The sequence below is a fragment of the Kutzneria viridogrisea DSM 43870 genome, assembly GCF_000525635.1.
Classification (GTDB): Bacteria; Actinomycetota; Actinomycetes; order Mycobacteriales; family Pseudonocardiaceae; genus Kutzneria; species Kutzneria viridogrisea.
Genome location: NZ_CP007155.1, coordinates 7,386,341 through 7,409,880, shown reverse-complemented (window position 1 = coordinate 7,409,880; position 23,540 = coordinate 7,386,341). Strand labels below are relative to the sequence as shown.

1 protein-coding gene is annotated in these 23,540 nt (G+C 72.4%); it reads left to right on the top strand.

The window, feature by feature from the left end; genetic code table 11:
* Position 1: 1 nt before the first annotated feature.
* Positions 2-23,500, top strand: a complete 23,499-nt coding sequence (locus KALB_RS49580) for a type I polyketide synthase (protein WP_476703251.1) — start codon at positions 2-4, stop codon at positions 23,498-23,500.
* Positions 23,501-23,540: the final 40 nt, after the last annotated feature.

The window sequence follows — 23,540 nt, the reverse complement described above, 5'->3', positions numbered from 1 at the left end:
GGTGAACGAGGACAGGCTTCGGGAGTACCTGAAGCTGGTGACGGCCGAACTGCACGACACCCGCCAGCGGATCGCTGAGCTGGAGGCCGGGGAGCGGGAGCCCATCGCGATCATCGGGATGAGCTGCCGCTTCCCCGGTGGGGTGCGCAGCCCCGAGCAGCTGTGGCGGCTGCTGTCCCAGGGTGTGGACGCGGTGGGTCCGTTCCCCGCGGACCGCGGCTGGGACCTGGACAACCTCAGCGAGGACTACGCCCACGAGGGCGGGTTCGTCGACGACGTGTCGCTGTTCGACCCCTCGCTGTTCGGCATGTCCCCGCGCGAGGCACTGGCCACCGACCCGCAGCAGCGCCTGCTGCTGGAGACCTCCTGGGAGCTGTTCGAGCGCTCGGGCATCGACCCGCTGTCGGTCAAGGGCAGCCAGGGCGGGGTCTACATCGGCGCCGGGGTCTCCGGCTACGGCCAGACCCAGGGCGAGACCCCCGAGGGCGTCGAGGGCCACCTGCTGACCGGCAACTCCGCCAGCGTGCTCTCCGGCCGCCTGTCCTACACCTACGGGCTGGAGGGCCCCGCCGTCACGGTGGACACGGCCTGCTCCTCCTCGCTGGTCGCCATCCACCTCGCCGCGCAGGCCCTGCGCCGCCGCGAGTGCTCGCTGGCGCTGGCCGGCGGCGTCATGGTCATGGCCTCCCCGGCCGCGTTCATCGAGTTCAGCCGCCAGGGCGGGCTCGCGGCCGACGGGCGCTGCAAGCCGTTCTCCGCCGACGCCGACGGCACCGGCTGGGCCGAGGGCGTCGGCCTGATCATGCTGGAGCGGCTGTCCGACGCACGCCGCCGCGGGCACACCGTGCTGGCCGTGATCAAGGGGTCCGCGGTCAACCAGGACGGCGCGTCCAACGGCCTGACCGCCCCGAACGGCCCCTCCCAGCAGCGGGTCATCCGCCAGGCGCTGACCAGCGCCGGGCTGACCGCTGCCCAGGTCGACGCCGTGGAGGCGCACGGCACCGGCACCTCGCTGGGCGACCCGATCGAGGCCCAGGCCCTGCTCAACACCTACGGCCAGGACCGCGAGCGCCCGCTGTGGCTGGGCTCGATCAAGTCCAACTTCGGCCACTCGCAGACCGCCGCTGGCGTCGCCGGTGTGATCAAGATGGTGCTGGCGATGCGGCACGGGCTGCTGCCCGAGTCCCTGCACGCCGGGGAGCCCTCCTCGCACGTGGACTGGACCAGCGGCGAGGTCCGCCTGCTCACCGAGGCCACGCCCTGGCCGCAGACCGGGCAGCCCCGGCGCGCGGGGGTGTCCGCCTTCGGCGTGAGCGGTACCAACGCGCACGTCATCCTGGAGCAGGCCCCCGAGCCCGAGCCGGTGGAGACCGAGGCCGCGCCGGGCACCCCGCCCGCCGTGCTGCCCTGGCTGGTCTCCGGCCGCACCGCCGAGGCCCTGCGCGCACAGGCCGCCGAGCTCGCCTCCACTGTGGACGGTGCCCCGCTGGACGTGGCCCGCTCGCTGGCCACCACCCGCGCCTCGCTGGAGCACCGCGCTGTCGTGCTGGCCAGCGACCGCGAGGGCTTCCTGCGCGGGCTGCGCGCGCTGGCCGAGGACGGCCGCGCGCCCGAGCTGGTCACCGGCTCGACCGTCGCTGGTGGACGGTCCGCCGTCATGTTCTCCGGTCAGGGCTCGCAGCGCGCGGGCATGGGGCGTGAGCTGTATGCGGCTTTTCCCAAGTTCGCTGGATCTTTGGATGAGGTGCTGGCGCACTTCTCCAATGATCTGAAGGACGTCATGTTCGGCGACTCGGAGTTGCTGAACCAGACCGAGTACACGCAGCCCGCGTTGTTCGCGATCGAGGTCGCGCTGTACCGGCTGTTCGAGTCCTGGGGCGTCAAGCCGGACTACCTGGTCGGCCACTCGATCGGTGAGCTGGCCGCGGCGCACGTTGCCGGGGTCCTGTCCCTTGAGGACGCCTGCAAGCTGGTGGCGGCTCGCGGCCGGTTGATGGGTGCGCTGCCCGCTGGTGGCGCGATGGTCGCGATCCAGGCCACCGAGGCCGAGGTGGCCCCGCACCTGACCGACCGGGTGTCGATCGCCGCGATCAACGGTCCGGACTCGGTGGTCGTCTTCGGTGACGAGGACGCGGTTGAGACCGTCCTCGCGAACTTCACCGACCGCAAGACGCGTCGTCTCACGGTCAGCCACGCGTTCCACTCGCCGCGCATGGACGCCATGCTGGAGGAGTTCCGCGCGGTGGCGGCAAGCCTGACCTACTCGGCCCCGCAGATCGCCGTGGTGTCGAACCTGACCGGCTCGCTCGCCACCGACCTCACCTCGCCCGAGTACTGGGTGCGCCACGTGCGCGAGGCCGTGCGCTTCCACGACGGCATCCAGTGGCTGACCGCCGACGGGGTCACGACCTTCCTGGAGCTGGGCCCGGACGGCGTGCTGTCCGCGCTGGCCGCCGGCATCCCGGCGCTGCGCAAGGACCGCGACGAGGTCACCGCCCTGCTGTCCGCGCTGGCCCAGATCCACGTGCGCGGGCTCTCCCCGCAGTGGGCCACCGTGTTCGAGGGCTGGGGCGGCCAGGTCGTCGAACTGCCCACCTACGCGTTCCAGCAGCAGCGGTACTGGCTGGAGTCGGCACCTGTCAGCAGTGAACTGTCGACTGTCGACAGTGTGGACGCCGCCTTCTGGCAGGCCGTGGACAGCGGGGACCTCGGCGCGCTCGGCGTGGACGGCACCGCGCCGTTCACCGAGGCGCTGCCCGCGCTGACCGCCTGGCGCCAGCAGCGCGGTGAACAGTCAACTGTCGACAGTTGGCGGTACAAGGTCACCTGGAAGCCGGTGACCGAGGCCCTCACCCAGCGGCTCACCGGCTCCTGGCTGGTGCTGGCCGAGGACGGCGGCCTGGCCGACCAGGTCGTGGACGGCATGCTGGCCAACGGCGCCAACGTGGTCCGGGTCAGCCCGGCCACCGCCAACGCCACCCGCGAGGAACTGGCCGCCCAGCTGCGCGAGGTCGTCGGCGGCGCCTCCGTGGACGGCGTGCTCTCCCTGCTCGGCATGAACGAGAACCCGCACCCGGACTACCCCGAACTGGCCACCGGCCTGGTGTTCGGCGTGGTGCTGGCGCAGGCGCTCGGTGACGCCGACATCCACGCCCCGCTCTGGTACGCCACCGCGGGCGCGGTGTCCGTGGCCCGCTGGGACCACGTGATCAGCTTGAAGCAGGCCCCGCTGTGGGGCCTGGGCAGGGTCAGCGGCCTGGAGTACCCGCAGCGCTGGGGTGGCCTGGTCGACCTGCCCGAGCAGTTGGACGAGCGCGCGCTGCGCAGGCTCTGCGCCGTGCTCGCCGGTCCCGGGAACGACGACCAGGTCGCCGTGCGCCCCAGCGGGGTGTTCGCGCGCCGCCTGAGCAGGGCCGAGTCCAGCACCGAGGAGTGGACCCCGCGCGGCACCGTGCTGATCACCGGCGGCACCGGCGCCCTGGGCGGGCAGGTCGCCCGCTGGGCCGCGACCGCGGGCGCCGAGCACCTGGTGCTCACCAGCCGCCGCGGCCAGGACGCGCCGGGCGCCACCGAGCTCGCCGCGGAACTGACCGCACTGGGCGCGCGGGTGACGATCGCCGCGTGCGACGCCGCTGACCGCGAGGCGCTGTCCGCGCTGCTGGACGGCATCGAGAACCTGACCGCCGTGGTGCACACCGCCGGTGTGCTCGACGACGGCGTGCTGGACGGGCTGACTCCGCTGCGCCTGGCGATCGTCGCCCGCGCCAAGGTCGACGCCGCGGTCAACCTGGACAAGCTGACCGCCGACCGCGAGCTGGACGCCTTCGTGTTGTTCTCCTCGTTCGCGGGCACCATCGGCGCCGCGGGCCAGGCCAGCTACGCCGCCGCCAACGCCTTCCTGGACGCGCTGGCCGAGCGCCGCCGCGCCGAGGGCAAGCCCGCCACCTCCATCGCCTGGGGCCCGTGGGCCGAGGGCGGCATGGCCGCCGACGAGGTGGTCGCCGCTCGACTCAGCCGCAGCGGCACCCCGCCGATGACCCCGGCCCGCGCGCTGCTCGCGCTGCGCCAGGCCGTGGCCTCCGGCGAGCCGTTCGTGGCCGTGGCCGACGTGGACTGGGAGCGGTTCGCGCCCGGTTTCACCGCTGTGCGGCCCAGTGCGCTGATCGGTGACATCCCCGAGGTGCGCCGCGTGCTGGACACCGCGGCCGCCAACGACACCGGGCACGGTCCCTCCTCGGTCACCGACCGCCTCGCCGGACTGTCCGAGTCCGAGCGGGAGCGCCTGCTGCTGGAGCTGGTGCGGGCGCACGCCGCCGCCGTGCTGGGCTACCCCGGCCCGGAGTCGGTGGAGCCCGCGCGGGCCTTCCGCGAACTGGGCTTCGACTCGCTGACCGCCGTGGAACTGCGCAACTCCCTCGGCGCCGCAACGGGTCTGCGCCTTCCGTCCACTTTGGTCTTCGACTACCCGACCGCCACCGCGCTGGCCGCGCACCTGGGCGCCGAGCTGCTGGGCACCCAGGCCGCGGCGCCAACCGCGCTGGCCCCGGTCGCCGTGGACACCGAGGACCCGATCGTCATCGTCGGCATGAGCTGCCGCTTCCCCGGCGGGGTCGACACCCCGGAAGCGTTGTGGCAGTTGCTGTCCGAGGGCACCGACGCGATGAGCTCGTTCCCCGCCGACCGCGGCTGGGACCTCGACGGGCTGTTCGACCCGGACCCCGACCGGCCCGGCACCTCCTACGTGCGCGAGGGCGGCTTCCTCGACGGGGCCGACCGGTTCGACCCGGCCTTCTTCGGCATCTCGCCGCGTGAGGCCGTGGCCATGGACCCGCAGCAGCGCCTGCTGCTGGAGACGGCCTGGGAGGCCTTGGAGCGCGCGGGTGTGGACCCGGCCTCGGTGCACGGCAGCCCGGTGGGCGTGTTCGTCGGCACCAACGGCCAGGACTACCCGATGCTGCTGATGCACGCCGTGCAGGACTCGGAGGGCCACGCCGGTACCGGCAACGCGGCGGCCATCGTGTCCGGCCGCGTGTCCTACACGCTCGGGCTCGAAGGCCCGGCCGTCACGATCGACACCGCTTGCTCCTCCTCGCTGGTGGCGCTGCACTGGGCCGCGCAGGCCCTGCGCGCCGGTGAGTGCAGCATGGCGCTGGTCGGTGGTGTGACGGTCATGTCCACCCCTGGCGTCTTCGTGGAGTTCAGCCGCCAGCGCGGGCTGTCCCAGGACGGGCGCTGCAAGGCGTTCTCCGACAGCGCCGACGGAACGGGCTGGGGCGAGGGTGTCGGCATGCTGCTCGTGGAGCGGCTGTCCGACGCCAAGCGCAACGGCCACCCCGTGCTGGCAGTCGTGCGCGGCACGGCGGTGAACCAGGACGGCGCGTCCAACGGCCTGACCGCCCCGAACGGCCCTTCGCAGCAGCGGGTCATCCGCCAGGCACTGGCCAACGCCGGTCTGCGTCCGTCCGAAGTGGATGCTGTGGAGGCGCACGGCACGGGCACCACGCTGGGTGACCCGATCGAGGCGCAGGCCCTGCTGGCCACCTACGGCCGTGACCGCAACGCGCCGCTGTGGCTGGGTTCGGTCAAGTCCAACATCGGCCACACCCAGGCCGCCGCCGGTGTCGCGGGCATCATCAAGATGGTGCTGGCGATGCAGAACGGTGTGCTGCCGCAGACCCTGCACGTCACCGACCCCTCGTCCCATGTGGACTGGACTGCGGGCGACGTGCGGCTGCTGACCTCCGCGCAGCCCTGGGACAGCGAGGTGCGGCGCGCCGGTGTCTCCTCCTTCGGCGTGAGCGGCACCAACGCGCACGTCATCCTGGAGCAGGCGCCCGCCGCCGAGCCGGTGGCCCCGGCCGCCGACTCGCTGGTGAGCCCGTGGCTGCTGTCCGGCCGCAGCGCGGAAGCACTGCGTGAGCAGGCACAACGGCTCCAGGCCGTCACCGGCTCGCCCACGGACATCGGCTACTCGCTGGCGATCGGGCGTTCGGCCTTCGAGCACCGCGCCGTCGTGTCCAGCTCGGAGGCGCTGGCCGCCCTCGCCGCTGGCGAGTCGGCACCTGGCCTGGTCCAAGGAACTGTCCAGTCCGGACAGTTGGCTTTCCTGTTCTCCGGGCAGGGTTCGCAGCGCGCGGGCATGGGGCGTGAGCTGTACGAGGCGTTCCCGGTGTTCGCCGACGCGCTGGACTCGGTGCTGGTCCAGTTCGAACTTCCCTTGCGTGAGGTCATGTTCGGTGAGTCCGAGCTGCTGGACCACACCGAGTACACGCAGGCGGCGCTGTTCGCGATCGAGGTCGCGCTGTACCGGCTCGTCGAATCCTTCGGCGTCACGCCGGACTCGCTGATCGGCCACTCCATCGGTGAGCTGGCCGCGGCGCACGTCGCGGGCATCCTCTCGCTGGAGGACGCGTGCAAGCTGGTCGCGGCCCGCGGTCGGCTGATGGGTGCGCTGCCCGCTGGCGGCGCGATGGTCGCGATCCAGGCGACCGAGGACGAGGTGCTGCCGCACCTGACCGACCGGGTGTCGATCGCGGCGATCAACGCCGCCGACTCCGTGGTCGTCTCGGGTGAGGAGCACGCGGTTGAGACCGTGGTCTCGAACTTCACCGACCGCAAGACGCGGCGCCTGAAGGTCAGCCACGCGTTCCACTCCCCGCTGATGGACCCGATGCTGGCGGAGTTCGGACGCATCGCCGCCGAGCTGTCCTACAGCCAGCCGAGCATTCCCGTGGTCGGCAACACCGAGGGCGACCCGACCACGCCCGAGTACTGGGTGCGCCACGTCCGCGAGGCCGTGCGCTTCCACGCGGGCATCGAGCGGCTGCGCGGCCAGGGCGTCACGAAGTTCCTGGAGCTGGGCCCGGACGGCGTGCTGTCCGCGCTGGCCGCCGGAATTCCCACGCTGCGCCGCGACCGCGACGAGGTGCAGACCTTCGTCTCCGCGCTGGCCGGTCTGCACGTCGGCGGCGTGTCCGTGGACTGGACCTCGTTCTACCCCGGCGCGCACCGCGTCGACCTGCCGACCTACCCGTTCCAGCGGCAGCGCTACTGGCCGAAGTTCGCCGCGGCCCCGGCCGAGGTGACCGAGGCCGCCGTGATCGACGCCCAGTTCTGGGCGGCCGTGCAGCGCGAGGACCTGGAGTCGCTCGCCGCCACTTTGGACATCGAGCAGTCGGCGCTGTCCGAGGTGCTGCCCGCGCTGTCGACCTGGCGCCGCCAGCAGGACAAGCAGGCCGCGCTGGACTCGTGGCGCTACCGCGTCACCTGGAAGCCCGTCACCGAACTGGCCACCCCCGGCTCGCTCGCCAACTGGCTCGTGGTGTCCACTGAGGACAGTCCGCTCGCCGAATTGCTGGGCGCCCGCAGTGCCGTCACCGAGGACTTCGCCACGCTGGACCTGAGCGGGGTCGAAGGCGTGCTGGCGCTGACCGACCTGGCCGCCACTGTGGCACTGGTCCAGGCGCTGCCCGAGGACATGCCGGTGTGGGGCGTGACCCGCGGCGCCGTGAGCGTGGGCCGTGCCGACTCCGCGCCGATTCCCGAGCAGGCCGCGATCTGGGGCCTGGGCCGGGTCGCCGCGCTGGAGCTGCCGCGCCGCTGGGGCGGACTGATCGACCTGCCCGAACAGCTGGACGAGCGCGCCGCCCGGCGCATCGCCAGCGTGCTGGCGGGCACTGAGGACCAGGTCGCCGTCCGCGCGGCCGGGGTCTTCGCCCGCAGGATCACGCACGCCCCCGCGGAAAGCACCGAGCAGTGGGCCCCGCGTGGCACCGTGCTGATCACCGGCGGTACCGGTGGCATCGGTGCGGAGCTGGCCCGCTGGGCCGCCCGCAACGGCGCGGAGCACCTGGTGCTGACCGGTCGTCGTGGGCCCGACGCGCCTGGCGCCAACGAGTTGCGCGAGGAGCTGACCGCGCTCGGCGTCCAGGTCACCATCGCGGCGTGCGATGCGGCCGACAAGCAGGCACTCGCCGAGCTGGTGCAGGGGTTGACCGTCAACGCGGTGCTGCACGCCGCTGGCTCCACGCAGGGCGTCGCGCTGCTTCAGTCCACTGTGGACGACTTGGACGCGATGATGTCCGCCAAGGCCGTCGGTGCGTCCAACCTGGACGAGGTCTTCGCCAACACGCAGCTGGACGCGTTCGTGCTGTTCTCCTCCATCGCCGCGACCTGGGGCAGCGGCTGGCAGTCCGGCTACGCCGCCGCCAACGCCTACCTGGACGCGCTGGCCGAGCAACGCCGCGCCCGCGGTCTGGTCGCGACCTCCGTGGCCTGGGGCCCGTGGGGCGAGATCGGCATGGCCGCCGACGAGGCGGAGCAGCAGCGCCTGCGCCGCCAGGGCCTGACCGTGCTGGCGCCCGCGCTGGCCGTGGAAGCCTTGGCGCAGGCCATCACTGAGGCCCAGCCCTGCCTGACCGTGGCCGAGGTGGACTGGGACCGGTTCGTGCCGGGCTTCACCTCGGGACGGCCCAGCCCGCTGCTGGACGAGCTGCCCGAGGCACGCCGTGCCGCCGAGTCCGAACTGGACGTTCCCGCCGAACAGGGCAACCAGCTCCGCGAGCGACTGGCAGCGCTGCCCGAGACCGAGCGCAAGCACGTGCTGCTCGACATCGTGCGCACCGAGGCCGCCGTGGTCCTGGGCCACGCCGGTGCCGAGGCCGTCGACGCCGAGCGGGCCTTCCGCGACCTCGGCTTCGACTCGCTGACCGCCGTGGAACTGCGCAACCGCCTGACCGCCAGCACCGGGCTCAAGCTGCCCGCCACGCTGGTGTTCGACTACCCGACCGCGTCCGTCCTCACCGGACACATCCTGGACGGGCTGTTCGGCGCCGACACCGCCGCGGTCGTCATGACCACGGCCGCCGCGGACACCGACCCGATCGTGATCGTCGGCATGAGCTGCCGCCTGCCGGGCGGGGTGGACTCGCCGGAAGCGTTGTGGGACCTGGTCTTCAACGGCACCGAGGCGCTGTCCACCTTCCCCGCGGACCGCGGCTGGGACCTGGGCGCCCTGTACGACCCCGAGCCGGGCGTGGAGGGTCGCACCTACTCCGTGGACGGCGGCTTCGTGCCCGAGGCGGGCCAGTTCGACCCGGCCTTCTTCGGCATGAGCCCGCGCGAGGCCCTGGCCACCGACCCGCAGCAGCGCCTGCTGCTGACCGCCACCTGGGAGCTGTTCGAGCGCGCGGGCATCGCCCCGCACAGCGTCAAGGGCAGCCGCACCGGCGTGTTCATCGGTGCCGGCGATTCCGGGTACGGCACCGGGGTCAGCGAGATCCCCGAGGGCCTGTCCGGGCAGTTCCTGACCGGCAACTCCAGCAGTGTCGCGAGTGGACGGATCTCCTACACGCTGGGCCTGGAAGGTCCCGCGCTGACCGTGGACACCGCCTGCTCCTCCTCGCTGGTGGCCCTGCACCTGGCGATGCAGTCCCTGCGTCGCGGCGAGTGCACGATGGCCATCGCCGGTGGTGTGACGGTCATGTCCACCCCGGTGCCCTTCGTGGAGTTCAGCCGCCAGCGCGGCCTGGCCCCCGACGGGCGCTGCAAGTCCTTCTCCGAGGACGCCGACGGCACCGGCTGGGCCGAGGGCGTGGGCCTGCTGCTGGTCGAGCGGCTGTCCGACGCGCGCCGCAACGGCCACACCGTGCTCGCTGTGGTCAAGGGCTCGGCGGTCAACCAGGACGGTGCCTCCAACGGCCTGACCGCGCCGAACGGCCCCGCACAGCAGCGGGTCATCCAGCAGGCGCTGGCCGACAGCGGCCTCGCACCGTCCGAAGTGGACGTTGTCGAGGCGCACGGCACCGGCACGGTGCTCGGCGACCCGATCGAGGCGCAGGCCGTGCTGGCCACCTACGGCCAGGACCGTGAGACCCCGCTCTGGCTGGGGTCGATCAAGTCCAACATCGGCCACACCCAGGCTGCTGCCGGTGTCTCCGGTGTCATCAAGATGGTCATGGCGATGCGTCACGGTGTGCTGCCGCAGACCCTGCACGTCGGCCAGCCCTCCACCCACGTGGACTGGACCGCGGGCAGCGTGCGGCTGCTGACCGAGCGCGTGGAGTGGAACAGTGCGGTGCGCCGCGCGGGTATCTCCTCCTTCGGCATCAGCGGCACCAACGCCCACACGATCATCGAGCAGGCCCCGGCCGAGGAGCAGGCCCCCGTCACCCGTACGCCCGGCGCGGTCCTGCCGTGGCTGGTGTCCGGCCGCAGCGCCGAGGCACTGCGTGCACAGGCTGAGCGCCTGCTGTCCCGTGTGGACGGTGCTGACCCGGTGGACCTGGCCTACTCCCTGGCCACCGCCCGGTCCACCTTCGAGCACCGGGCCGTGGTGCTCGGTGAGTCGGCCGAGGACCTGCGTCGCGGCCTGACCGCACTGGTCGCGGGCGACCGGGTTCCCGGTGTGCTGCGGGGCAACGCGTCCACCGGCAAGACCGCGTTCCTGTTCTCCGGGCAGGGTTCGCAGCGTGCGGGCATGGGGCGTGAGCTGTACGAGGCGTTCCCGGTGTTCGCCGACGCGCTGGACGCGGTGCTGGCCCGGTTCGACCTGCCGTTGCGCGAGGTCATGTTCGGTGAGTCCGAGCTGCTGTCGCAGACCGAGTACACGCAGGCGGCCCTGTTCGCCATCGAGGTGGCGCTCTACCGCCTGGTCGAGTCCTGGGGCCTGCGCCCCGACCAGCTGATCGGCCACTCGATTGGTGAGCTGTCCGCCGCGCACGTGGCTGGGGTTCTGTCCCTTGAGGACGCGTGCAAGCTGGTGGCGGCTCGTGGCCGGTTGATGCAGGCGCTGCCGACTGGTGGCGCGATGATCGCGATCCAGGCCACCGAGGACGAGGTCCGTCCGCTGCTGACCGACCGGGTGTCGATCGCGGCGATCAACGGCCCGCGCTCGGTCGTGGTCTCCGGGGACGAGGACGCCGCGCAAGCGATTGCCGACCAGTTCGCCGACCGCAAGACCCGCAAGCTGACGGTCAGCCACGCGTTCCACTCCCCGCGCATGGACCCGATGCTGGAGGAGTTCCGGGCCGTCGCGGAGGGGCTGACCTACTCCGCCCCGACCATCCCGGTCGTCGGCAACACCGAGGGCGACCCCACCACCCCCGAGTACTGGGTGCGCCACGTCCGCGAGGCCGTCCGCTTCCACGAAGGCATCACCAAGCTGGTCGAACTCGGCGTCACGCGGTTCGTGGAGCTGGGGCCGGACGGGGTGCTCACCGGCATGGCCCAGGAGTCCGCGGACAGCGCGCTCATGGTGCCGCTGCTGCGTGGGGACCGGGGCGAGGCGCAGTCCCTGCTCACCGCGATCTCGCAGCTGCACGTCAGCGGAGTCAGCCCGCAGTGGGCCAGCGTGTTCGCGGGCTGGGGTGCGTCCACTGTGGACCTGCCCACCTACGCGTTCCAGAACGAGCGGTACTGGCTGGAGCCGAACTCGGTCAGCACCGACCCGGCCGCGCTCGGCCTGGCCGGGACCGGGCACCCGCTGCTGGGCGTGGTGGTCGGGCTGGCCGATTCCGACGGGCTGGTGTTCAGCAACCTGCTGTCGGTGCAGAGCCAGCCCTGGCTGGCCGACCACGTGGTCGGTGGCGCCATCCTGTTCCCCGGCACCGGCTTCGTCGAGCTGGCGCTGACCGCGGGCGAGCACCTGGGCTGCGAGCGGCTGGAGGAGTTGATCCTCGAGGCCCCGCTGGTGCTGCCCGAGCGCGGCGGCGTGCGGCTCCAGGTCGTCGTCGGCGGCCCGGACCACAGCGAGGCCCGCACCGTCACCGTGTACTCCCAGCAGGGCGAGACCTGGACCCGGCACGCCAGCGGTGTGCTGGTCGCCGCCGAGGAGTCCGAGGGCGAGCCGCTGACCGAGTGGCCGCCGCGGGGCGCCGAGCCGATCACCCTGGACGGCCTGTACGAACTGCGCGCAGAGGGCGGTTTCCACTACGGACCGGCCTTCCGCGGGCTGCACGCCGCCTGGGCTGCCGAGGGCGAGGTCTACGCCGAGGTCGCGCTGCCCGAGTCGCTGCGCACCGAGGCCGGTCGTTACGGCCTGCACCCGGCGCTGCTGGACTCCGCGCTCCAGGCGCTGGCGTTCACCGGTGGTGAGGGCGGAGCCAAGCTGCCGTTCTCCTGGACTGGTGTGTCGCTGGGCGCCGTGGGTGCCGCTGTCCTGCGTGTTCGACTGTCCACAACGGACCGCAACGGTACGATTGCCATCACCTTGGCGGACGCCGCCGGTCAGCCGGTCGGCGTCGCCGAGGGTCTGCAACTGCGCCCGGTCGCCGCCGAGCAGTTGGCGATCCCGGTGGCCACTGCGGCGGCGACCCCGGCAGCCAAGCCTCGCAAGCGCCGCAGCGCGCAGGACAACGCGGTGCTCGGTGACGAGGGCCTGCACGCCAAGCTCGCCGGTCTGGAGGACGAGGACCAGGACGCGCTGCTGCTGGAGCTGGTCCGCACCCAGGCCGCGATCGTGTTGGGCTACAACGGTCCTGAGGCCGTGGAGCCCGACCGCGCCTTCAAGGAGCTGGGCTTCACCTCGCTGACGGCCGTGGAGTTCCGCAACGGCATGAGCGAGGTCACCGGGATGCGGCTGCCCGCGACCCTGGTGTTCGACTACCCGACCTCGATCAGCCTGGCCGGCTACCTCAAGGACGAGCTGCTCGGCGCCGAGGACCAGCCGCAGGCTCGTAAGCGCAAGCGGGGCAACGACGCCGACGACCCGATCGTGATCGTCGCGATGGGCTGCCGCTACCCCGGTGGCATCAGCACCCCCGAGCAGCTGTGGGACATCGTGGCCTCGGGCACCGACGCGATCACCAGCTTCCCGACCGACCGCGGCTGGGACCTGGACGCGCTCTACGACCCGGACCCCGACACCCCCGGCACCTGCTACACCCGCGAGGGCGGCTACCTGCACAACGCCAGCGAGTTCGACCCGGCGTTCTTCGGGATCAGCCCGCGCGAGGCGGTGGCGATGGATCCGCAGCAGCGGCTGCTGCTGGAGGTCTGCTGGGAGACCCTGGAGCGCGCTGGTCTGGACATGGCCTCGCTCAAGGGCAGCCAGACCGGTGTCTTCGCGGGTGTGACCTACCAGGACTACGGCACCATGCTGATGTCCTCCGAGGACTCCTCCGAGGGCCTGTTCGGCACGGGCAACTCGCCCAGCGTCCTGTCCGGCCGGGTGGCCTACACCCTCGGCCTGGAGGGGCCCGCGGTCTCGATCGACACCGCTTGCTCCTCCTCGCTGGTGGCGCTGCACTGGGCCGCACAGGCCCTGCGCGACGGGGACTGCACCCTGGCGCTGGCCGGTGGCGTGACCGTCATGTCCAGCCCGGTGTCGCTGATCGAGTTCAGCGCGCAGAAGGCGCTGGCCGCCGACGGCCGCAGCAAGCCGTTCTCCGCTGCCGCCGACGGTGCGAGCTGGGCCGAGGGCGCGGGCGTTGTGCTGCTGGAGCGGCTGTCCGACGCCAAGCGCAACGGCCACCAGGTGCTGGCCGTGGTGCGGGGCTCCGCGCTGAACCAGGACGGCGCCTCCAACGGCCTGACCGCGCCGAACGGTCCCGCGCAGCAGCGGGTCATCCGGCACGCGCTGGCCAACGGTGGCCTCGAACCGTCCGATGTGGACGTCATCGAGGCGCACGGCACCGGCACCACCCTGGGCGACCCGATCGAGGCCGGTGCGCTGTTCGCCACCTATGGGCGGGACCGCGACCCGGAGAACCCGGTGTGGCTGGGCTCCTTCAAGTCCAACGTGGGCCACTCGCAGGCCGCCGCGGGCGTCGGCGGCATCATCAAGATGGTCATGGCCATGCGCCACGGCATCGTGCCGCCCACCCTGCACGCCGAGGAGCCCTCCCCGCACATCGACTGGTCCTCCGGCACGATCCAGCTGGCCACCGAGGCCAGGCCGTGGCCGGAGACCGGCCACGCCCGCCGGGCCGGTGTCTCCTCCTTCGGCATGAGCGGCACCAACGCGCACGTCATCGTGGAGCAGGCCCCGCAGGTTCCGGTCAAGCCGCGCACCGAGGGCGAGCCGGTGCTCACCGGTCAGGCCCTGCCGTGGTCGCTGTCGGCCCGCTCCGCCGCCGCCCTGCGTGGGCAGGCCGAGAAGCTGCTGTCCGCTGTGGACGGTGAGCGACCGGTGGACGTGGGCTTCTCACTGGCCAGCACCAAGTCGGCCTTCGAGCACCGCGCGGTGATCGTCGGCACCGAGCTGGACGAGCTGCGCGCCGGGTTGCGGGCCCTCGCCGAGGGCGTGGGCGCCGACAACCTGGTGCAGGGTTCGACCGCGCCGCACGGCAAGCGCGTGTTCGTCTTCCCCGGTCAGGGCTCGCAGTGGGTGGGCATGGCCGTGGAACTGCTCGACACCGCACCGGTGTTCGCCGCGCGCATGACCGAGTGCGCCGAGGTCCTGAGCGAGTTCGTGGACTGGGACCTGTTCACCTCGCTGAGCGACCCGGCTGCCTACGAGCGGGTCGACGTGGTGCAGCCCATGTCCTGGGCTGTCATGGTGTCGCTGGCTGAGCTGTGGCGTTCGCTGGGTGTGCGGCCTGACGCGGTGCTGGGCCACTCACAGGGCGAGATCGCCGCGGCGGCCGTCTCCGGTGCGCTGTCGCTGCGGGACGCCGCCCGCGTGGTGACGTTGCGCAGCAAGGCGATCGCCGACGAGCTGGCCGGTCGCGGCGGCATGGTGTCGGTGGCACTGCCGCTGGACCAGGTGGAGCCGCTGCTGGACGAGCGGATCTCGGTGGCCGCGCTGAACGGCCCGACCTCGGTGGTCGTGGCCGGGGACCCGGACGGGCTGGACGAGCTGATCGCGCGCTGCGAGTCCCAGGGCGTGCGGGCCCGCCGCATCCCGGTGGACTACGCCTCGCACACCGTGCACGTGGAGCGGATCGAGCAGCGGCTGGCCGAGGTACTGGCCCCGATCGAGCCGCAGGCCTCGAAGATCCCGTTCTTCTCCACGGTGACCGGGGACTGGATCGACACCGCCACCATGGACGCCGGGTACTGGTACACCAACCTGCGCCAGACCGTGCAGTTCGAGCAGTCCACCCGCAAGCTGGCCGAGCAGGGCTACGACGTGTTCGTGGAGTCCAGCTCGCACCCCGTGCTGGCCATGGCGATCCGCGAGACCCTGGACGGCTTCGGCGACGTGGAGCCGATCGTGGTCGGCACCCTGCGCCGCGAGCAGGGCACCCAGCACCGCTTCCTGCTCTCGCTGGGCGAGCTGCACTGCGGCGGCCGGGACGTGGACTTCACGCAGGTCTTCGCGGGCCACGGAGCGGAGACCATCGCCCTGCCGACCTACGCCTTCCAGCACCAGCGCTACTGGCCGCGCCTGCCCGAGCCGGGCTCCCGGCCCGCGGTGGTCGAGGGTGCGGTGGACCCGGTGGACGCCAAGTTCTGGGCCGCCGTCGAGCAGGAGGACCTCAAGTCCCTTGCCGACACGCTCAACCTGGAGCTGAGCGCCCTCAACGAGATCGTGCCCGCGCTGTCCAGCTGGCGGCGTGAGCGCCGCGAGCAGTCCACTATGGACTCGCTGCGGTACAAGGTGACCTGGAAGCCGATCACCGGAGACCCGGCGCTGACCGGGGACTGGCTGCTCGTCGTGCCCGCGGGCTTCGCCGAGCACGAGTGGGTGCTGGCGGCCCAGCGCGCGCTGAACCCGATGACGATCGAGATCACCGCCGAGGCCGACCGCGAGACGATCGCCGCCCAGTTGGCGGAGGTCAAGGCCGACGGCGTGCTCTCCCTGCTGGCGCTGGACGAGTCGCCTTCGGCGGCCCACCCGGAGAACCCGGTCGGCCTCGTGACGACCGCGGCGCTGATCCAGGCGCTGGGCGACGCGCGCATCGACGGCCCGCTCTGGTGCGCCACCAGCGGCGCGGTCGCGGTCGGCAAGTCCGAGGCGGTGACCAACCCCGTGCAGGCCCTGGTCTGGGGTCTGGGCCGGGTGGCCGCCCTGGAGCACCCCGAGCGTTGGGGCGGCTTGCTGGACCTGCCCGCGACCCCTGACGACCGGGCGGTCCGCCGCGTGCTGACCGCGCTGTCCGGTGTGGACAGTGAGGACCAGATCGCGGTGCGCGGCTCGGGTCTGTTCGGCCGCAGGCTCACCAGGGCAGCGCTGACCGAGCAGACCGGGACGCCGTGGCAGCCCCGCGGCACCGTGCTGATCACCGGTGGTACCGGCGCACTCGGTGGGCACCTCGCCCGCTGGCTGGCCGCCAACGGTGCCGAGCACCTGCTGCTGACCAGCCGTCGCGGCGAGGCGGCCGAGGGCGCTGCGGAGTTGGCGGCCGAGCTGACGGAACTGGGCGCTCGCGTCACCATCGCGGCCTGCGACGTGGCCGACCGCGAAGCGCTGGCCAGCCTGCTCAACGGCCAGCAGGTCAACGCCGTGGTGCACGCGGCCGGTGTGCTGGACGACGGCATGCTGGACTCGATGACCCCCGAGCGGCTGGCGGGTGTGCTGCGGGCCAAGTCCCAGGCCGCGCTGAACCTGCACGAGCTGACCTCCGACCTGGACGCCTTCGTGCTGTTCTCCTCGACCGCCGGTGTCTGGGGCGGTCAGGGCCAGTCCAACTACGCCGCTGCCAACGCCTTCCTGGACGCGCTGGCCGAGAACCGCCGCGCCGCAGGGCTTGCGGCCACCTCGGTCGCGTGGGGCCCGTGGGGCGGCGCAGGTCTGGCCGAGGACCCGGCGGTGGCCCAGCGCCAGCGCCGAGGCGGCATCCTCGCGCTGGAGCCCGAGGTCGCGATCACGGCTCTCCAGCAGGCACTGGACGCGGGCGAGGCCACGCTGACCGTGGCCGGGGTCGAGTGGGGCCTGTACGCCCCCGGCCTGGCCAGCCTGCGGCCCAGCAGGTTGATCGAGGCGATCCCGGAGGCCAGGGCCGCGCTGGAGGCGATGGCCGAGGCCGCCAAGTCCGGGGACGCGGGCGGCTCCGCGCTGCTGCAGAAGCTGGCCGGGCTCAGCGAGTCCGAGCGGGAGCGCGAACTGCTGGAGTTCGTCAAGGTGTTCGTGGCCGGTGTGCTCGGCTTCGGTGGCCCGGAGGAGGTCGACACCGGTCGCGCCTTCCAGGACATCGGCTTCGACTCGCTGACCGCGGTGGACCTGCGCAACCGGCTCAGCGCCGCGACCGGGGTCCGGCTGCCCACCACGATGATCTTCGACTACCCGACGCCCACCGCGCTGGCCCGCTACCTGCGCGCCGAGATCACCGGCGTGCCGGAGCAGACCGAGGCCGCACCCGTGGCGGTCACGGCGTCCACTGTGGACGACCCGATCGCGATCGTGGCCATGGCCTGCCGGTTCCCCGGCGGGATCAGCACCCCGGAGGCGTTGTGGCGCCTGCTGTCCGAGGGTGAGGACGCGATCACCGACTTCCCGGTCAACCGCGGCTGGGACGTGGACTCGGTGTACGACACCGACCCGGACAAGACCGGTACGAGCTACGTGCGGGCCGGTGCCTTCCTGCACAACGCCGACCAGTTCGACGCCCCGTTCTTCGGCATCAACCCGCGTGAGGCCCTGGCCATGGACCCCCAGCAGCGCCTGCTGCTGGAGACCTCCTGGGAGGCCCTGGAGCGCGCGGGCATCAACCCAGCTTCCTTGCAGGGCAGCCAAACCGGTGTCTTCGCGGGCTCCAACGGCCAGGACTACACCCCGCTGCTGGCGATGTCCGACCACGGCGCCGAGGGCTACGTCATGACCGGCAACGCGGGCAGCGTCGTGTCCGGCCGCATCGCCTACACGCTGGGCCTTGAGGGTCCGGCGGTCACCGTGGACACGGCGTGCTCCTCCTCGCTGGTGGCGCTGCACTGGGCCGCGCAGGCCCTGCGCAACGGCGAGTGCAACCTGGCGCTGGCCGGTGGTGTGACGGTCATGTCCACGCCCACCGCGTTCGTGCAGTTCAGCCGCCAGCGCGGCCTGGCGCCCGACGGCCGGTGCAAGCCGTTCTCGGAGAGCGCCGACGGCACGGGCTGGGGCGAGGGCGCGGGCATGCTCGTGCTGGAGCGCCTGTCCGACGCACGCCGCAACGGCCACCCCGTGCTGGCACTGGTCCGCGGTTCCGCGGTGAACCAGGACGGTGCCTCGAACGGTCTGACCGCGCCGAACGGTCCTTCGCAGCAGCGGGTGATCCGCCAGGCGCTGGCCAGTGCCGGACTCGCACCGTCCGATGTGGACGTGGTCGAGGCGCACGGCACGGGCACGGTGCTCGGTGACCCGATCGAGGCCCAGGCGGTGCTCGCCACGTACGGCAAGGATCGGGACCGTCCACTGTGGATGGGCTCGATCAAGTCCAACATCGGGCACACCCAGGCCGCCGCTGGTGTGGCCGGGGTCATGAAGGTCGTGCTGGCACTGCGGAACGACCTGCTGCCGCCGAGCCTGCACGTGACCGAGCCCTCGTCCCACGTGGACTGGGCGGCCGGGGACGTGCGGCTGGCCACCGAGCCGGTGCCGTGGGCGGAGAACGGCCACCCGCGCCGGGCGGGCATCTCCTCCTTCGGGGTGAGCGGCACGAACGCGCACACGATCATCGAGCAGGCCCCGGCGTACGAGGAGCCGGTGATCGAGCAGCAGCCGCTGCCCGTGGTGCCCTGGCTGATCTCCGGTGCGACCAAGGACGCGCTGCGGGAGCAGGCCGAGCGCCTGCTGCCGGTGGTCGAGGACTCGGCGCTGGACGTGGGCTACTCGCTGGCGACCACGCGGGCCGTGCACGAGCACCGCGCCGTGGTGCTGGCCCCTGGTGCGCTGGGCGCGCTCGCGGCGGGCGAGTCGGCCGCCGGTCTGGTCCAGGGCACGGCGCGCGCCGAGGGCAAGTCGGCGTTCCTGTTCTCCGGTCAGGGTTCGCAGCGCGCGGGCATGGGGCGCGAGCTGTACGAGGCGTTCCCCGTGTTCGCCGACGCCCTGGACGCGGTGCACGCGCACTTCGACATGCCGCTGCGGGACGTCATGTTCGGCGACTCGGAACTGCTGCACCAGACGGAGTACACGCAGCCCGCGTTGTTCGCGATCGAGGTCGCGCTGTACCGGCTCGTGGAGTCCTGGGGCGTGCGGCCCGACTACCTGGTCGGCCACTCGATCGGTGAGCTGGCGGCGGCCCACGTGGCCGGGGTTCTGTCCCTTGAGGACGCTTGCAAGCTCGTGGAGGCACGGGGCCGGCTGATGCAGGCCCTGCCCACGGGTGGCGCCATGATCGCCATCCAGGCCACCGAGGACGAGGTGTTGCCGCTGCTGACCGACGCGGTGTCGATCGCGGCGATCAACGGGCCGGACTCCGTGGTGGTCTCCGGGGACGAGACCGACGCGGAGGCCATCGCGGGGCTGTTCGAGGGCCGCAAGACCCGGCGCCTGACGGTCAGCCACGCCTTCCACTCCCCGCGCATGGACGACATGCTCGCCGCGTTCCGGGAGGTGGCCGAGCAGCTGACCTACTCGGCCCCGCGCATCGCCGTGGTATCCAACGTGACCGGCACCTTGGCGTCCGAATTGGACTCCCCGGAGTACTGGGTGCGCCACGTGCGCGACGCCGTGCGGTTCAACGACGGCATCCGGTACCTGGAGGACCACGGGGTCACGCGGTACCTGGAGCTGGGCCCGGACGGCGTGCTCGCGGGCATGGCGCAGGGTTGCCTGAACGGCGAGCGCGTCGTGGTGCCCGCACTGCGGCGTGACCGCGGTGAGGCGCTCGCGACGCTGACGGCCCTGGCCACCTTGCACGTCAACGGGGTTGACGTGAACTGGGCCGAGCTGTTCACGGGTACCGGGGCGCGCCGGATCGAGCTGCCCACGTACGCCTTCCAGCACCAGAGGTTCTGGCCGCAGGTCTCCACCACGGCCTTCGGCGACGTCACCTCGGTCGGCCTGACCTCGGCGGACCACCCGCTGCTGGGTGCGGCCGTCGCGCTGGCCGACTCCGATGGCGTCGTGTTCACCGGCAGGCTGTCCACGCAGACCCAGCCCTGGCTGGCCGATCACGCCGTGATGGGCTCGATCCTGTTCCCGGGCACGGCTTTCCTGGAGCTGGCGGTTCGCGCCGGTGACCAGGTGGGCTGCGGGCAGGTGGAGGAGCTGACCCTGGCGGCACCGCTGGTGCTGCCGGAGCGAGGCGGCGTGCAGTTGCAGGTGGTCGTCGGTGGCTCGGACGAGTCCGGCGCCCGGACGATCAGCGTGCACTCGCGCGCCGACGAGGACCAGCCCTGGGTGCTGCACGCGACCGGCGCGCTCGTGCCGAACGTCGAGCAGGAGCCGGAATTCCTCGCAGTGTGGCCGCCCGCGGGCGCGCAGGCACTGGAGGTCGAGGGCTTCTACGAGGTCTACGCCAGCAGCGGGTTCAACTACGGCCCGACCTTCCAGGGCCTCAAGGCGGCCTGGCAGCTCGGCGAGGACATCTACGCCGAGATCAGCCTGCCCGAGGACCAGCACGCCACGGCCGCGAAGTTCGGGCTGCACCCGGCTCTGCTGGACGCCGCGTTGCAGGCACTGGTCTTCGTGCCGCTGGAGGGTTCCGGCAAGTCGCGGCTGCCCTTCTCCTGGAGCGGCGTGTCCCTGCACGCGGGCGGCGCGTCCACGGTCCGGGTCCGGCTCACGCAGTCCGGGGCCGACTCGCTGGCGCTGGCCGTGTGCGACGCGGCCGGTCAGCCGGTGGCGACGATCGGGTCGCTGGCGATGCGCGAGGTGTCCGCGGAGCAGATCCAGGACACCAGGGCGACCCACCAGGACTCGCTGTTCCGACTGGACTGGACGAAGTTCGCGACCAGCCAGCCGGAACTGGAGCAGTCGGTGGCCGTACTGGGTCACGACAACCTGAAGCTGGCGGCCCTGTTGGGCGCGGAGTCGGTGCAAGACATCGAGGGCGTCACCGCCGACGTGCTGCTGGTTCCGCTGGTGGCCAACGGGGAGGCGACCGGGGACGTGGCCGCGGATGTCCGGCAGGGCATCTACCGGGTGCTGGACCTGGTGCAGTCCTGGTTGGCCGAGGAGCGGTTCGAGGACACCAAGCTGGTGTTCGTCACCCGCGGGGCCATGGCCATCCGGGACGAGGACGTGCGCGACCTGGCCTACGCCCCGGTCTGGGGCCTGGTCCGCTCCGCGCAGTCGGAGAACCCCGGCCGCTTCCTGCTGGTGGACGTGGACGACGAACAGTCCTCTGTGGAGGCTCTGCCGGGTGTGATCGCGGCGGGCGAGTCGCAGGTGGTCGTCCGCGAGGGCGTGGCGCACGCGGGCCGCTTGGTCCGGGTCGGGGCGGAAGTCCTTGCCACGCCTGCGGAAGGCCCGTGGCGACTGGACTCCGTGGACAAGGGCACGCTGGACAACCTGCGGCTCATCCCGGCGCCCGAGGCGGAGGCCGAGCTGCTGCCCGGCCACGTGCGGATCGCCGTGCGGGCCGCGGGCGTGAACTTCCGCGACGTGCTCAACGCGCTGGGCATGTACCCCGGCGAGGCGGGCGCGATGGGCCTGGAAGGCGCGGGCGTGATCACCGAGGTGGCCGCCGACGTGACCGACCTGGCCCCCGGCGACAAGGTGATGGGCATGTTCGGCGGGGCCTTCGGTCCGACCGTCATGGCCGACCGCCGCATGGTGGCCCGGATGCCGCAGGGCTGGAGCTACACCGAGGCGGCCTCCGCGCCGATCGTGTTCCTCACCGCCTACTACGCCCTGATCGACCTGGCCAAGCTCCAGCGCGGCGAGTCGATCCTGGTGCACGCGGCGGCCGGTGGTGTCGGCATGGCGGCCGTGCAGCTGGCCAACCACTTGGGCGCCACCGTGTACGGCACGGCGAGCACCGGCAAGTGGGACGCCGTGCGGGCGCTGGGCGTGGCCGAGGAGCACCTGGCCTCCTCGCGGACCCTGGAGTTCGAGGCCAAGTTCTCCGAGGGCGTTGACGTGGTCCTCAACTCGCTGGCCGGGGAGTTCATCGACTCCTCGCTGCGGTTGCTGCACCAGGGCGGCCGGTTCGTCGAGATGGGCAAGGCCGACCTCCGCGACCCGCAGGGCGTGGACTACCGGGCCTTCGACCTGGTCGAGGCGGGCCCCGCGCGGATCGGCGAGATGCTCACGGAGATCCTGGCGCTGCTGGAGAGCGGGGTGCTCAGGCCGCTGCCGGTGGCCACCTGGGACATCCGCCGTGCGGCCGAGGCGTTCCGTTTCATCAGCCAGGGCAAGCACATCGGCAAGGTCGTGCTGACCATGCCGGTGGCCGTGGACCCCGAGGGCACCGTGCTGGTGACCGGTGGCACCGGTGGGCTCGGCGCGCAGGTGGCCCGTCACCTGGTGACCGAGCACGGCGCGCGCGACCTGTTGCTGCTCAGCCGCACGGGTTCCGCGCCGGAGCTGGCCGCCGAACTGACCGAACTCGGTGCCAGCGTGCGGATCGCGGCCTGCGATGTGGCCGACCGGGACGCGCTGGCCGCTGTGCTGGACGGCGTGGCACTGACCGGTGTGGTGCACACGGCCGGTGTGGTCGACGACGGCGTGATCGCCTCGCTGGACCAGGCGCGAGTCGACAAGGTGTTGCGCCCCAAGGTGGACGCCGTGGTCAACCTGCACGAGCTGACGCAGGGCCAGGACCTGGCGATGTTCGTGGTCTTCTCCGGTGCCGCAGGCGTGTTCGGCGGACCCGGCCAGGGCAACTACGCAGCCGCCAACGTGTTCCTGGACGCCTTCGCCCAGCACCGCAGGGCACAGGGCCTGCCAGCGACCTCGCTGGCCTGGGGTCCGTGGGCGCAGGGCGCGGGCATGACCAGCCAGCTCACCGAGGCGGACATCCAGCGCATGGCGCGCTCGGGCATGCTGCCGCTCTCGGTGGAGCAGGGCCTGGGCCTGTTCGACGCCGGGCTTGGCGTGGACGAGCCCGCACTGCTGCCGATGAACCTGGACACCAAGGTCCTTGCCACGCAGGGCGACGCGTTGTCCCCGCTGTACCGGAGCCTGGTCAAGGCCCCGGCCCGGCGGGCGGCCGCGGCGGCCAGCACGCAGACCAGCACGGTGTCGCTGGCCAAGGCGCTGGGCGGACTGTCCGAAAAGGAGCGTGCGCAGGCGCTGCTGAACCTGGTGTGCGACCAGGTCGCCGCGGTGCTCGGGCACGGGTCGGCCGAGGACATCGAGCCGGAGCAGGCGTTCAACGCGCTGGGCTTCGACTCGCTCACCTCGGTGGAGCTGCGCAACCGGCTCAACGCGGCCACCGAGCTGCGGCTGCCCGCGACCCTGGTGTTCGACTACCCGACTCCGCAGGCCCTGGCCGGGTACCTGTTGGCGGAGATCGTGCCCGAGGAGGTGTCCACGTCCTCGGTGGTGCTCGGGGAGCTGGACCAGCTCGGCGGGCTGCTCGGACGGGTCGCCGGGGACGACGGCCTGCGCACGACGATCACCAGCAAGCTGGAGGAGTTGCTGGCGCAGTTCAGGGGTGGCGCGGTGGAACCGGCCGCGGCCGTCGAGGACGAACTGGAGTCCGTCAGCGCGGACGAGCTGTTCGACCTCATCGACAAGGAGTTCGGGTCCTGACCGCGAGCTTTCGGTGCGGTGGCTCGGGTCAGTGGCAAGG